The 14185-nt window shown below is 53.5% G+C and carries 16 protein-coding genes; 13 read left to right on the forward strand and 3 right to left on the reverse strand.

All coding sequences use genetic code 11. From position 1 onward, the window contains the following. Positions 1-82: 82 nt before the first annotated feature. Entirely contained in the window at positions 83-1066 is a 984-nt protein-coding gene (locus tag OGV75_RS19115; RefSeq protein ID WP_003037665.1) for an autoinducer 2 ABC transporter substrate-binding protein, read from the reverse strand. 420 nt (positions 1067-1486) lie between these two features. Between OGV75_RS19115 and OGV75_RS19120 the strand changes: the two genes are divergently transcribed. Together OGV75_RS19120 and OGV75_RS19125 are read left to right on the forward strand one after the other, a co-directional pair. Next, positions 1487-2125 carry a DUF1007 family protein gene (locus tag OGV75_RS19120; RefSeq protein ID WP_279262830.1) on the forward strand — a complete coding sequence of 213 codons (639 nt, stop codon included), beginning with the start codon at positions 1487-1489 and terminating at the stop codon, positions 2123-2125. After that, positions 2116-3096, forward strand: a complete 981-nt coding sequence (locus OGV75_RS19125; protein ID WP_049041547.1) for a nickel/cobalt transporter — start codon at positions 2116-2118, stop codon at positions 3094-3096. The genes OGV75_RS19120 and OGV75_RS19125 overlap by 10 nt, the downstream gene beginning before the upstream one ends. An 84-nt stretch (positions 3097-3180) precedes the next feature. Here the strand turns inward: OGV75_RS19125 and suhB are convergent, their stop codons facing one another. Continuing rightward, positions 3181-3984, reverse strand: a complete 804-nt coding sequence (gene suhB / locus OGV75_RS19130) for an inositol-1-monophosphatase (protein WP_046275219.1) — start codon at positions 3982-3984, stop codon at positions 3181-3183. Between the two features lie 118 nt (positions 3985-4102). Here suhB and trmJ point away from each other — a divergent pair, with 118 nt between their 5' ends. The 11 genes from trmJ to sseB all read left to right on the forward strand — a co-directional run bounded on the left by trmJ (position 4103) and on the right by sseB (position 12911). Further along, positions 4103-4834, forward strand: a complete 732-nt coding sequence (gene trmJ / locus OGV75_RS19135; RefSeq protein ID WP_016154010.1) for a tRNA (cytosine(32)/uridine(32)-2'-O)-methyltransferase TrmJ — start codon at positions 4103-4105, stop codon at positions 4832-4834. A 217-nt stretch (positions 4835-5051) separates the two neighbouring features. Beyond that, a complete protein-coding gene (iscR, locus tag OGV75_RS19140; protein ID WP_005120405.1) occupies positions 5052-5543 on the forward strand; it encodes a Fe-S cluster assembly transcriptional regulator IscR in 492 nt (163 codons plus the stop codon). Between the two features lie 167 nt (positions 5544-5710). Continuing rightward, a complete protein-coding gene (gene iscS, locus OGV75_RS19145) occupies positions 5711-6925 on the forward strand; it encodes a cysteine desulfurase (protein ID WP_016154009.1) in 1215 nt (404 codons plus the stop codon). Positions 6926-6950: 25 nt separating this feature from the next. After that, positions 6951-7337, forward strand: coding sequence for a Fe-S cluster assembly scaffold IscU (gene iscU / locus OGV75_RS19150; RefSeq protein WP_002913991.1), 387 nt, complete (start codon positions 6951-6953; stop codon positions 7335-7337). Between the two features lie 20 nt (positions 7338-7357). Then, positions 7358-7681, forward strand: coding sequence for an iron-sulfur cluster assembly protein IscA (gene iscA, locus OGV75_RS19155; protein ID WP_003835203.1), 324 nt, complete (start codon positions 7358-7360; stop codon positions 7679-7681). A gap of 108 nt (positions 7682-7789) precedes the next feature. Then, entirely contained in the window at positions 7790-8305 is a 516-nt protein-coding gene (gene hscB / locus OGV75_RS19160; RefSeq protein WP_016154008.1) for a co-chaperone HscB, read from the forward strand. 15 nt (positions 8306-8320) lie between these two features. Next, the gene (gene hscA, locus OGV75_RS19165) at positions 8321-10171 is read left to right on the forward strand and encodes a Fe-S protein assembly chaperone HscA (RefSeq protein WP_047416438.1); all 1851 of its coding nucleotides are present in this window, start codon (positions 8321-8323) and stop codon (positions 10169-10171) included. A 1-nt stretch (position 10172) separates the two neighbouring features. Continuing rightward, the gene (gene fdx, locus OGV75_RS19170) at positions 10173-10508 is read left to right on the forward strand and encodes an ISC system 2Fe-2S type ferredoxin (protein ID WP_003037690.1); all 336 of its coding nucleotides are present in this window, start codon (positions 10173-10175) and stop codon (positions 10506-10508) included. 11 nt (positions 10509-10519) lie between these two features. Beyond that, positions 10520-10720 carry a Fe-S cluster assembly protein IscX gene (gene iscX / locus OGV75_RS19175; RefSeq protein ID WP_003037694.1) on the forward strand — a complete coding sequence of 67 codons (201 nt, stop codon included), beginning with the start codon at positions 10520-10522 and terminating at the stop codon, positions 10718-10720. A 60-nt stretch (positions 10721-10780) separates the two neighbouring features. Then, positions 10781-12064 (forward strand): aminopeptidase PepB, encoded by a 1284-nt coding sequence (gene pepB, locus OGV75_RS19180; RefSeq protein WP_016157137.1) that lies wholly within the window; start codon positions 10781-10783, stop codon positions 12062-12064. A gap of 70 nt (positions 12065-12134) precedes the next feature. After that, positions 12135-12911, forward strand: coding sequence for an enhanced serine sensitivity protein SseB (gene sseB / locus OGV75_RS19185; RefSeq protein WP_016157136.1), 777 nt, complete (start codon positions 12135-12137; stop codon positions 12909-12911). Positions 12912-13133: 222 nt separating this feature from the next. Here sseB and sseA read toward each other — a convergent pair whose 3' ends face one another. Beyond that, complete coding sequence (sseA, locus tag OGV75_RS19190; RefSeq protein ID WP_047358240.1) at positions 13134-13985, reverse strand: 3-mercaptopyruvate sulfurtransferase; 852 nt, start codon at positions 13983-13985, stop codon at positions 13134-13136. Positions 13986-14185: the final 200 nt, after the last annotated feature.

Consider the following 14185-nt stretch of genomic DNA (forward strand, 5'->3'; position numbering starts at 1 on the left):
CCGGATGGACGCTGAGTGTTAGTTTGGTTGATAGCGCCGGCCAGACGGCCGGCGTTAAGGTTCCCTGGTGTTGGCTAAAGCCTTAGAAACCAAGTGATTGTGCGTTGTCTTTGGTGACTTCGAGGATCTTGTTAAAGCGGATCACTTTCTTCTCCGTGTCGATATCGGCTTTCCCTAAACCATCGATACTCAGGTCGGCGTTAACTTCTTTGCCCTGCAACAGCTGATCGGCAACCGTTACCAGCGCGTAGCCCGCGTCTTTTGGATCCCACAGCAGCGCTTTTTTGATATCACCACGCATCAGGTAAGGTGCAGCCTGTGCTGGCATTGCGATCCCGACGACGGCGATTTTATCTTTGGCGCGTTTTTTCTGCACAGCCTGACCCGCTCCGATTGGACCCAGCGAGCCGAAACCGATAATGCCCTTCATCTGTGGATAGGTTTTCATCAGGTCCAGCGTCGTGGCGTAGGATTTATCGATGCTTTCCGCGACCGGCAGACGTGAAGTGACCTCAAACATTTCCGGATATTTTTCTTTCTGGTACTTAATTGCATAATCCGCCCACGCGTTATGCAGCGGCACCGTCAGTGAACCGACATAGATGGCGTAACCCCCTTTGCCGCCCATATTTTTTGCTAACTCATCGACGTTGGCCTGCGCGTATTTTTCACTATCGATGGTTTCGATATCCCATTGGCCAATTTGCTCATCCGGGGATTCGTGCGTCAGAACGACAATGCCTTTATCGCGCGCTTTTTTCAGTACTGGCTCAAGGACCTTGGCGTCATTCGGTACCACGATGATGGCATTGACGTTTTTGGCGATCAGATCTTCAATCACTTTGACCTGCTGTGCCGGATCCGGCGTGGAAGGCCCGGTCTGGTAAGCATTCACATCCAGTTTTTTTGCTGCTTCATTAACACCGGTTTCCATCCGGTTAAACCACGGAATCCCGGTGACTTTGGCAACCACAGCAATTTCATATTTTTCCGCCGCAAAGGACGTGCCGGACAACATGCATGCAGAAACCAGGGTTGCACTGAGTAATGCGAGTTTGAATTTCATAGTTGTACCTTTCGTAGGGGGCAGGACATGTCACGGCGTGAAGTTAACAACGAATGGAAGAGGGAATGAATTACAAGTTTGGTGAATGTGATCGATGCCCATTATTGTAATTTTATGGAAAATAAACGGTTAAATATTAGTTAAATTTGCACGGAAATACACTCAGGGATTTAAATTTAGTGTTAACAAAACATTAAAATGAAACCATAAATTAACAAATTGTTATCATTTTACTTAAGTTGTGGCGACGAAAAGGTATTTGGGAGGATGTTGCTGAAGAAGAAATTGTTGAAATTGAGAACTGAATCGATACCGGAAAAGGGGGCTCAACATTTTTTCGTTCAATGGTATCCTCAGCACACTTTCGCCAAACACGGCATCATTATTTGTGGCGGTGTAGATTTTTCTCGTGGAGAACTCATGCAAGGCGTTAAACGTATCATTATGACGTTGTTTCTCGCGATCCTGCCCTTTGGCGCAGGTGCGCATCCCCACAGCTTTATCCATTTGAAAACCGAGATAGTGAGCGAGAATGACCAGTTCGTCGCGCTAAAAATGCGCTGGACGATGGATGAAATCACCTCGGCAGATCTGCTTTACGATGCGGGAAATGCCAAGCCTGGTGATGAGATCTGGAAAAAACTGGCGGCAGAAGTGATGGCCAACGTCCTCGGGCAACACTATTTCACCGAAGTGTGGCACGACGGGAAAAAGGTAAAGTTTAAAAACAGGCCGACGGAATATGGCATGGAGCGTGAAGAACATCAGGCAGTGCTGACGTTCGTGTTGCCGCTGGCGGAAGCTCAGCCGCTGAGCGGTCAAAAATATACCATTTCAACCTTCGACCCCACCTACTACGTTGATATGAGCTATGACAAAGACAGCGATGCCTGGCTGGCGCAGGCCATAAGTCAGCAATGCCGTATTTCAGTACATACGCCGACGCCGAATGAACAAATGCTGAGCTTTGCGCAGTCGCTGGATAAAGAAGACGCACCGCCGGAGGATATGGAATTGGGTAAACAGTTTGCACAGACGGTGACGCTGCAATGTCCGTAGTTTATCAACAACGCGCCGCCAGACGCCGCTGGCTCACGCTATGGCCGCTGGCGGTGTTTTTACTGCTGGCTGCAGTCGGCATACTGTGGCTATGGCAGGCCTGGCCGCAGGTGATGATGAAGAGTGTCGTCTGGCAGCGCGACGTTAACCAGCAGATGAGCGGTTTGCTGAAAGCCGTTGCCGCCAATCCGGCCCAGGCCGGGGGATCGCTGCTGCTGTTTAGTTTTCTCTATGGCGTGCTGCATGCGTTGGGACCAGGACATGGAAAAGTCGTCATTACCACCTGGCTGGCAACGCATCCCTCGAAGCTGAGGTCGAGTATTGGCCTGACGCTGGCCTCATCTTTATTACAGGGACTGGTCGCCATCGGGCTGGTGGTTGTGGTGCTCACCATTTTGCAGTTGCCTGCGCGACAGCTACATATGAGTAGTTTCTGGCTGGAGAAAGGGAGTTATGCGCTGGTTGGCGTGTTGGGCGTTTTATTGTGCGTCCGTGCGCTGAAGAAATTGCGCCAGTTGCTGCGTCGCCCGAAATTTATCGCCTTCACGCCGCACCATGTGCATCACGAGGGCTGTGGCTGTGGGCATCAGCATTTGCCTGATCCTGAACAGCTGCAAAGCGGTGATGACTGGCGCGCCCGGCTGATGATCGTTTTGTCTATGGGAATGCGGCCATGCTCCGGGGCAATTATGGTTTTACTGTTTAGCAAAGTGGTTGGCGTTTTTAGCTGGGGCATGGCGTCGGCGCTGGCGATGGCGGCCGGAACCTCTTTGACGATTACGTCACTGGCTTTGCTGGTACACAGTTTCCGCTCGCTGGCGGTGAGACTTAGCGGACATAAAGCGCCGGTGCTGTGGCGACAGATTGGCTGGACGACGCTGGCATTAGCCGGTGGTGCGGTGCTGATTGCTGCTGCGGTAGTGATGTGGGTGAGCGCGGTGCCGGTGGGGCGAGGGATTAGACCGTTTTAATCAAAGCCGGATGGCGGCTTCGCCTTATCCGGCCTGTATCAACACGTAAGCCCGGTAAGCATGACACCACCGGGCTGTACTGAATTAACGCTTCAGCGCGTCGCTCAGTTCGTCACGCATGTTAGCCAGCATGGCTTTCACTACGCGCGGATTACCTGCAACGATGTTGCCAGTCGCCATGTAGTTATGACCGCCGGTGAAGTCGCAAACCAGTGCGCCTGCTTCACGAGCAATCAGCTCACCTGCGGCGAAATCCCATGGTTTCAGACCGATTTCGAAGTAACCGTCAACACGTGCAGCGGCAACGTAAGCCAGATCCAGCGCAGCAGAACCTGTGCGGCGGAAGTCAGCGCACTCGGTAAACATCTTGCCAAGAATTTTCATGTAAGACGCGGCGTGCTGTTTCGCTTTGAACGGGAAACCGGTGGCGATGATGGTGCCGTCCAGATCGCGTGCGGTGCTGCCACGCAGACGGTAGCCGTTCAGCTGTGCGCCCTGGCCGCGGGTTGCGGTGAACAGTTCGTTACGCATTGGATCGTAAACAACGGCGACTTCAGTACGGCCTTTAATGCGTACTGCGATGGAAACCGCGAAGTGCGGCAGACGTTTTACGAAGTTGGTGGTGCCATCCAGTGGATCGATAACCCATTGAACATCCTGATCTTCACCAACATGCTCACCGCTTTCTTCGGTGATGATGGTGTGCTGTGGGTAAGATTTGCGAATTGTTTCGATAATAATCGCTTCGGCGGCTTTATCGACGTTAGTCACGAAATCATTGCTGCCTTTCTGGCTGGTTTCTACAGAGTCTGGCGTTTCGTAGTGTTTGGCAATTACATTACCCGCCTTGCGCGCTGCGCGCACGGCGATGGTCAGCATCGGATGCATCGGTCTCTCTCACTGGATGTTAAAGAACGGGAAAACGGCGCAGAGTATAGCAGCGAGTTCGGAATATGTCTTCGTTTTATGATAATATGCCCGAATAATCTTTAGCCGAAGAAATACAATGCTGCAAAATATTCGAATCGTGCTGGTGGAAACCTCTCACACTGGCAACATGGGCTCTGTGGCCCGCGCAATGAAAACCATGGGTTTAACTAATCTGTGGCTGGTAAATCCACTGGTTAAACCGGACTCCCAGGCCATCGCCCTGGCGGCAGGTGCCAGCGATGTGATCGGCAGCGCGCAGATCGTCGATACTCTCGATGAAGCGCTGGCGGGTTGCAGCCTGGTGGTGGGTACCAGCGCGCGCTCCCGTACGCTGCCGTGGCCGATGCTGGATCCGCGTGAATGCGGTTTAAAAAGCGTCTCTGAAGCAACGAACTCGCCGGTGGCGCTGGTGTTTGGACGTGAACGCGTTGGCCTGACCAACGAAGAGCTGCAGAAGTGCCATTATCACGTCGCCATTGCCGCAAACCCGGAATACAGCTCGCTCAACCTGGCGATGGCGGTGCAGGTCATCTCTTATGAAGTTCGCATGGCCTGGCTGGCAACGCAGGAAAGCGACAAGACCGCAGAATACGAAGAAGCTGAGTATCCGCTGGTCGATGATTTAGAGCGTTTTTACGGTCATCTGGAACAAACGCTGCTGTCGACCGGGTTTATCCGCGAAGGACATCCGGGGCAGGTGATGAACAAGCTGCGCCGTCTGTTCACTCGTGCGCGTCCTGAGAGCCAGGAGCTGAACATTTTGCGCGGAATTTTAGCTTCTATAGAGCAGCAGAATAAAAGCAAGTAAGCGTCTTGATGCCGGATGGCTGCACGATTTCCAGGCCGGATTAGCGAAGCGCCATCCGGTAAGTGAAAATGGCACTGAAGGTTAAATACCTGACTAAATTAGTCAAGTAAATAGTTGACTGATTTAGTCGGGAATGTCAGACTTGCCCCTGCTATGCAATACCCCCATTTTACAATAAAAAACCCCGGGCAGGGGCGAGTTTGAGGCTAAGTAAGACATGAGACTGACATCAAAAGGGCGTTATGCCGTGACCGCAATGTTGGACGTTGCGCTCAACTCCGAAACGGGCCCGGTACCGTTGGCTGATATTTCTGAACGTCAGGGAATTTCCCTGTCATATCTGGAGCAGCTGTTTTCCCGTTTGCGTAAAAACGGTCTGGTTTCCAGCGTACGTGGACCAGGCGGCGGGTATCTGCTGGGTAAAGATGCCGGCAGCATCGCAGTAGGTGAAGTGATTAGCGCTGTTGACGAGTCTGTAGACGCGACCCGTTGCCAGGGCAAAGGCGGTTGTCAGGGCGGCGATAAATGCCTGACTCACGCGCTGTGGCGCGATCTGAGCGATCGTCTGACCGGTTTCCTCAACAACATTACGTTGGGCGAACTGGTGAATAATCAGGAAGTCCTGGATGTGTCTGGTCGCCAGCACACACATGACGCTCCACGCAGCACTCGCACGCAAGACGCTATCGACGTCAAACTGCGTGCCTAATAAAAATTACGCAATATCTTCTGGTTGCATCAAGGCAGCCAGAAAGATGAAGCGTAAAAAGTATTTCAGAATCAGGCCGGGGTGCCAGACGCCCCGTTAACTCGGTCGTACATCCAGCCGGTTGCCTGGTTCCTTGCATTGAAGCGATGTACGGAGTTTATAGAGCAATGAAATTACCGATCTATCTCGACTACTCCGCAACCACGCCGGTGGACCCGCGTGTTGCCGAGAAAATGATGCAGTGTCTGACCCTGGACGGAAACTTTGGTAACCCAGCTTCCCGTTCACACCGTTTCGGCTGGCAAGCTGAAGAGGCGGTAGATATCGCCCGCAATCAGATCGCTGATCTGGTCGGTGCCGATCCGCGTGAAATCGTCTTTACTTCCGGTGCGACGGAATCCGATAACCTGGCGATTAAAGGTGCAGCCAACTTTTACCAGAAAAAAGGCAAGCACATCATCACCAGCAAAACCGAACACAAAGCCGTGCTGGACACCTGCCGTCAGCTGGAGCGCGAAGGGTTTGAAGTGACCTACCTCGCCCCGCAGCGTAATGGCATTATCGACCTGAAAGAACTTGAAGCGGCAATGCGTGACGACACCATTCTGGTCTCCATCATGCACGTTAACAACGAAATCGGCGTGGTACAGGATATCGCAACCATCGGCGAAATGTGCCGTGCCCGCGGTATCATCTATCACGTTGATGCGACTCAGAGCGTGGGCAAACTGCCTATCGATCTGAGCCAACTGAAAGTTGACCTGATGTCCTTCTCCGGCCACAAAATTTATGGCCCGAAAGGTATCGGCGCGCTGTACGTTCGTCGTAAACCGCGTATTCGTATTGAAGCGCAGATGCACGGCGGCGGTCACGAGCGCGGTATGCGTTCCGGTACGCTGCCTGTGCACCAGATAGTCGGGATGGGTGAAGCTTACCGTATCGCCAAAGAAGAGATGGAAACCGAGATGGCGCGCCTGCGCACTCTGCGTAACCGTCTGTGGAACGGTGTGAAAGATATGGAAGAGGTGTACCTCAATGGTGACCTCGAGCAGGGCGCACCGAACATTCTCAACGTTAGCTTCAACTTTGTTGAAGGCGAGTCGCTGATTATGGCGCTGAAAGACCTGGCTGTGTCCTCCGGTTCTGCATGTACCTCTGCAAGCCTGGAGCCATCCTACGTGCTGCGCGCGCTGGGGATGACCGACGAGCTGGCACATAGCTCAATTCGTTTCTCTTTAGGTCGTTTCACTACCGAAGAAGAGATTGACTACGCCATCAATCTGGTTCGCAACTCCATTGGCCGCCTGCGCGACCTTTCCCCGCTGTGGGAAATGTTCAAACAGGGCGTGGATTTGAACAGTATTGAATGGTCACATCACTAATCGGTACCGATAAGGAGAATTCATCATGGCTTACAGCGAAAAAGTAATCGATCATTACGAGAATCCACGTAACGTGGGCTCTTTTGACAACAGCGACGAGAACGTGGGCAGCGGCATGGTGGGTGCACCGGCCTGTGGCGACGTGATGAAGTTGCAGATCAAAGTCAACAATGAGGGTATCATTGAAGACGCGCGTTTCAAGACTTACGGCTGCGGTTCCGCTATTGCCTCCAGCTCTCTGGTTACCGAATGGGTAAAAGGGAAATCTCTGGACGAAGCACAGGCGATCAAAAATACCGATATCGCCGACGAGCTTGAACTGCCACCGGTGAAAATTCACTGCTCTATTCTGGCTGAAGACGCGATTAAAGCCGCGATTGCGGATTACAAAAGCAAACGTGAAGCAAAATAATTAAGAGTTGAGGTTTTATTATGTCGATTACCTTAAGCGACAGTGCAGCAGCGCGTGTAAATACCTTCCTGGCAAACCGCGGTAAAGGGTTTGGTCTGCGTCTGGGCGTGAGAACCTCCGGCTGCTCAGGTATGGCTTATGTACTGGAATTTGTTGACGAGCCGGCGGCTGAAGATACCGTGTTTGAAGACAAAGGCGTAAAAGTCGTGATCGACGGTAAGAGCCTGCAATTCCTCGACGGTACGCAGTTAGACTTCGTCAAAGAAGGTCTGAACGAAGGGTTTAAGTTCACTAACCCGAACGTGAAAGACGAATGTGGATGCGGCGAAAGCTTCCACGTGTAACGCGCTTACTGATAACCCCACCGTGGTCGCCTGCGCGTGGGGTTTGTTTTACCTGACTCTCTGGTTTTGCCTCATCGAACAACAGAGAATCGATGCCCTGAGAATGTTATGGACTACTTCACCCTCTTTGGCTTACCGGCCCGTTATCAGCTCGATACTCAGGCGCTGAGCCTACGTTTTCAGGATCTGCAACGTCAGTATCATCCTGATAAATTCGCCAGCGGTTCTCAGGCGGAACAACTTGCTGCGGTTTCGCAGTCCGCCACTATCAACCAGGCCTGGCAAACGCTGCGTCATCCTTTGATGCGCGCCGAATACTTGTTGTCTTTACACGGCTTTGATATCCGCAGCGAGCAGCACACGGTGCGCGATACCGCGTTTCTGATGGAACAGCTGGAGCTGCGCGAAGAGCTGGACGAGATTGAACAGGCAAAAGACAATCAACGGCTGGATGCGTTTATGCAACGCGTCAGCGAAATGTACAACGTTCGCCATCAACTGATGGTGGAACAGCTGGATAGCGAGACGTGGGACGCAGCGGCAGATACCGTGCGTAAGCTGCGTTTTCTCGATAAACTGCGAAGCAGTGCAGAACAACTCGAAGAAAAACTGCTCGATTTTTAATTTCCGGAAGCGAAAATGGCCTTATTACAAATTAGTGAGCCTGGTCTGAGCGCCGCGCCGCACCAGCGTCGTCTGGCGGTCGGTATCGATTTAGGCACCACCAACTCCCTGGTTGCGACCGTACGCAGCGGCCAGGCCGAAACGCTGGCAGATCATGAAGGTCGCCACCTGTTGCCGTCAGTGGTTCACTATCAGCAACAGGGCTACTCGGTCGGTTACGATGCCCGCGCCAATGCAGCGCAGGATACGGCAAACACCGTCAGCTCGGTAAAACGCATGATGGGCCGCTCTCTGGCGGATATCCAGGCGCGTTACCCGCATCTGCCTTATTCATTCCAGGCGAGCGAAAACGGCCTGCCGATGATTGAAACCGCTGCCGGTTTGCTTAATCCGGTGCGCGTATCCGCTGACATTCTGAAAGCGCTGGCCGCGCGGGCAACCGAATCGTTGTCCGGCGAACTGGATGGCGTAGTGATCACCGTTCCGGCTTACTTTGACGATGCACAGCGTCAGGGGACGAAAGACGCCGCGCGTCTGGCGGGCCTGCACGTATTGCGTCTGCTGAACGAACCGACCGCTGCGGCGATCGCTTATGGCCTGGATTCCGGTCAGGAAGGCGTGATCGCGGTCTATGACCTTGGCGGCGGTACTTTTGATATTTCTATTCTGCGCCTGAGTCGCGGCGTGTTCGAAGTGCTGGCGACCGGCGGTGATTCCGCACTGGGCGGCGACGATTTTGACCATCTGCTGGCCGACTATATTCGCGAGCAGGCGGGCGTTGCCGATCGCAGCGATAACCGCGTACAGCGCGAACTGCTGGATGCCGCGATTGCAGCGAAAATCGCACTCAGCGACGCCGATTCTGTGACGGTTAACGTGGCGGGATGGCAGGGTGAAATCACCCGTGAAACCTTTAATGAACTCATTTCCGCACTGGTTAAACGTACGCTGCTGGCCTGCCGCCGTGCGCTGAAAGATGCGGGCGTTGAGCCGCAGGATGTGCTGGAAGTGGTAATGGTCGGTGGTTCAACGCGCGTGCCGCTGGTACGTGAACGCGTCGGTGAATTCTTTGGCCGTACGCCGCTGACCTCTATCGACCCGGACAAAGTGGTCGCTATCGGTGCGGCAATCCAGGCGGATATTCTGGTCGGGAATAAACCGGACAGCGAAATGCTGCTGCTGGACGTTATCCCGCTGTCTCTGGGACTGGAAACCATGGGCGGTTTGGTGGAGAAAGTGATCCCGCGTAACACCACTATCCCGGTGGCGCGCGCGCAGGACTTCACCACGTTTAAAGATGGCCAAACCGCGATGTCCATTCACGTGATGCAAGGCGAGCGTGAGCTGGTGCAGGACTGTCGTTCACTGGCGCGTTTTGCGCTGCGCGGTATCCCGGCGTTGCCGGCAGGCGGCGCGCATATCCGCGTGACCTTCCAGGTCGATGCTGATGGGCTGCTGAGCGTCACTGCTATGGAGAAATCCACCGGCGTTGAGTCCTCGATTCAGGTCAAACCGTCCTACGGTCTGACCGACAGTGAAATCGCCTCCATGATTCAGGATTCGATGAGTTTTGCCGAGCAGGACGTTAAAGCTCGTATGCTGGCAGAACAGAAAGTCGAAGCGGCACGCGTACTGGAGAGTTTATCCGGTGCGCTGAACGCTGATGCCGCGCTGTTAAGCGCCGCAGAACGTCAGGCTATCGACACCGCCGCCGCGCACTTGAGCGAGGTAGCACAGGGTGACGATGTTGACGCGATAGAACAAGCCATTAAAAACGTAGACAAACAAACCCAGGAATTCGCCGCTCGCCGTATGGACAAATCCGTCCGTAGCGCGCTGAAAGGCCATTCCGTGGACGAGGTTTAATATGCCAAAGATTGTTATTTTGCCTCATCAGGATCTCTGTCCCGATGGCGCAGTTCTGGAAGCTGAGACCGGCGAAACCATTCTCGACGTTGCCCTGCGTAACGGTATCGAGATTGAACACGCCTGTGAAAAATCCTGTGCCTGCACGACCTGCCACTGCATCGTACGTGAAGGTTTTGATTCTTTGCCGGAAAGCACAGAAGAAGAAGACGACATGCTGGATAAAGCCTGGGGACTGGAGCCGGAGAGCCGTTTAAGCTGTCAGGCACGGGTAACCGAGGACGATTTAGTGGTCGAAATCCCACGTTACACAATCAATCATGCACGTGAGCATTAACAGAGGGTAGTATGGGACTGAAGTGGACCGATAGCCGCGAAATCGGCGAGGCGCTGTACGACGCGTTCCCCGATCTCGATCCCAAGACCGTTCGTTTCACCGATCTGCACCAATGGATCTGTGACCTGGAAGAGTTCGATGATGATCCACAGGCATCGAACGAAAAAATCCTTGAGGCCATTTTACTGGTCTGGCTGGACGAAGCCGAATAAGTCAACGGGCTGCCCACGGGTGGCCCGTTTTCCTGTATGCGCGAAATAAGGATAAATAAAATGACAGAAGCCATGAAAATTACGCTTTCCACGCAACCCGCTGACGCTCGCTGGGGTGAAAAGGCGACATACAGCATTAATAATGACGGTATTACCCTGCACCTGAACGGAAAAGATGATCTCAGCCTTATCCAGCGCGCCGCGCGTAAAATTGACGGCCTGGGTATTAAACATGTCCAACTGGATGGTGAAGGCTGGGATACCGAACGTAGCTGGGCGTTCTGGCAGGGTTACAAAGGACCAAAAGGCACCCGCAAAGTTGAGTGGGCCGCTCTGGACGAGGCGCAGCGCAAAGAGCTGGATAACCGTCTGAAGATTATTGACTGGGTGCGCGATACCATTAACGCACCTGCAGAAGAGCTGGGCCCGGAACAGCTGGCGCAACGCGCGGTAGACCTGCTGTGCGGCGTGGCCTGCGACAACGTCTCGTACCGTATTACCAAAGGTGAAGATCTGCGCGAGCAGAACTACATGGGGCTGCATACCGTGGGTCGAGGCTCTGAACGCCCGCCGGTGCTGCTGGCGCTGGATTACAACCCGACTGGCGACAAAGAAGCCCCAGTTTATGCCTGCCTGGTTGGCAAGGGAATTACCTTTGACTCCGGCGGATACAGCATCAAGCAAAGCGCATTTATGGACTCAATGAAGTCCGATATGGGCGGTGCAGCAACGGTCACCGGCGCGCTGGCTTTTGCCATCACCCGTGGCCTGAACAAGCGTGTGAAGCTGTATCTGTGCTGCGCGGATAACCTGATCAGCGGCAATGCCTTTAAGCTTGGCGATATCATTCACTATCGCAACGGTAAAAAAGTTGAAGTGATGAATACCGATGCTGAAGGGCGTCTGGTACTGGCCGATGGCCTGATCGATGCCAGCGCGCAAAAACCTGAATTGATCATTGATGCTGCCACGCTGACCGGCGCGGCGAAAACCGCACTGGGCAACGATTACCACGCGCTGTTTAGCTTTGATGACCAACTGGCCGCGCGTTTGTTGGCAAGTGCGGCGCAAGAAAACGAGCCGTTCTGGCGTTTGCCATTGGCAGAGTTCCACCGTAGTCAACTGCCGTCAAATTTTGCTGAGCTGAATAATACCGGCAGTGCGGCCTACCCAGCGGGTGCAAGCACCGCGGCGGGCTTCCTGTCTCATTTCGTGGAAAATTACCAGCAAGGCTGGCTGCACATCGATTGCTCTGCAACCTATCGCAAAGCGCCGGTTGAGCAGTGGTCTGCGGGCGCAACTGGTCTGGGTGTGCGCACCATCGCGAATCTGCTGACCGCATAATTCACGACTGTATTGCCGGATGGCGCTAAGCTTATCCGGCTTACATGTATTCATCCAATTTGTGATACTTATGTCCGAAACAAAAAATGAATTAGAAACGTTGCTGGAGCAAGCAGCGACAGAGCCTGCGCATCGTCCGGCATTTTTCCGTACTTTACTGGAATCCACCGTCTGGGTGCCGGGTACTGCCGCAGAAGGCGAGGCGGTAGTAGAAGACAGTGCCCTCGACCTTCAACACTGGGAAAAAGAAGACGGCACGACCGTGATCCCGTTCTTCACCTCCCTGGAAGCCCTGCAACAGGCGGTTGAAGATGAGCAAGCATTTGTCGTTATGCCGGTGCGTACGCTATTTGAAATGACGCTTGGCGAAACGCTCTTTCTCAACGCTAAACTGCCGACCGGCAAAGAGTTTATGCCGCGTGAAATCAGCCTGCTGATGGGGGAAGAGGGTAATCCGCTAAGCACCCAGGAAGTACTGGAAGGTGGTGAATCGCTGATCCTTTCTGAAGTCGCCGAACCTCCGGCGCAGATGATTGACTCACTGACCACGCTGTTTAAAACCATTAAGCCGGTAAAACGCGCATTTCTCTGCTCAATCAAAGAAAGTGCGGAAGCCCAGCCGAATCTGCTGATTGGTATTGAAGCTGAAGGTGATATTGAAGAGATCATCCATGCTGCGGGTAGCGTCGCGACCGATACGTTGCCGGGTGATGAACCCATTGATATCTGCCAGGTGAAGAAAGGTGAGAAGGGCGTGAGTCACTTTATCACTGAGCACATCGCACCGTTCTACGAACGCCGCTGGGGCGGTTTCCTGCGCGATTTCAAACAGAACCGGATTATCTGAGTGAAGGAAATCCGCCACGAAGGATAATACCTCGCGCACTGAATAATTTTGCCGCTAACTCAGTTGGCTTTTTCTCCCTCAAAAGGGAGTATTAGTTCGCTACGATGAGCCTGCGTTGCTAAAGCAGCACAGCCTGCTGGAAAGGCCGCGAACCGGACTGGCACAAAAAAACCGCTCATTGAGCGGTTTTTTTGTGGGTGAAAAAGATGAGTAAATCAGATTTTATTGAGTCTCAGCCGGTTCTACCGGTAAATCGTTACGCGCGCCCCATTCGCTCCATGCGCCGTCATACAATGCGACGTTAGAAACGCCCAGCGTGGCAAGCGCCAGCACAACCACCGCTGCCGTGACGCCTGAGCCGCAGCTGGCAATAATGGGACGGTCAAAGCTTACGCCGTGGCTGAAGAAAATAGCATCCAGTTCGTCGGTAGTTTTCAGTTCACCGTCACGAACCAGCTCTGTCCACGGTACGTTAAGCGCACCAGGCACATGGCCACGCTTGAGGCCCGGACGCGGCTCGTCAACTTCGGCATTAAAACGCGCAGCCGGTCGGGCATCGACGATCTGCGCCGTTTTTTCATGACTGGCCAGCAGTACGTCGGTAACGCGCACAACCGCTTCAGGCGTAAATGCCACGTTAAATTCACCTTCCGGTAAATCCTCATTTCCTTCTTGGAGCATTAGCTCATCGCGCTGCCAGCCAGCCAGACCGCCCGCCAGAATGGAGACATTCTCGACACCAAATGTCCGCAGCATCCACCATGCGCGTGGCGCGGAAAACAGGTTGCCGTCATCGTAGACAACCAGGTGTTTATCCTGATGAACGCCCAATTCGCGCATCGCTACGGCAAAGGCTTCCGGTCGCGGCATCATATGCGGTAGCGGTGACGTATGGTCGGAAAGCGCTTCAATATCAAAAAAGACTGCGCCAGGAATATGGCCCGCGCGATACTCCTCGCCAACATCGCGATCTTCCTGTCCTGGAGGTGCCATCCGGGCATCAAGAATTTGTATTTCCGGATCGTCAATGTGTTCGGCAAGCCAGTCGGCAGCGACAAAAAAGGCGGTGGTCATAGGCATCTCCATTTTTACCAGGTTTTGGCAAATTGTCGGATGTTTAGTGCAATGCGACAAGTAAAAGAGGCTGATTTGTCAGGCGAATCCACATTAATCACGAAAAAATAGGACAACGTAGGACAGTTACTGGCTTCCAACGCCGAAAATCTGACGCATAATAGTTGTTCTACGTAGCTAACGGGCCACTACGGCCAGGG

The organism is Citrobacter sp. Cb028 (assembly GCF_030336705.1).
GTDB lineage: Bacteria > Pseudomonadota > Gammaproteobacteria > Enterobacterales > Enterobacteriaceae > Citrobacter > Citrobacter braakii.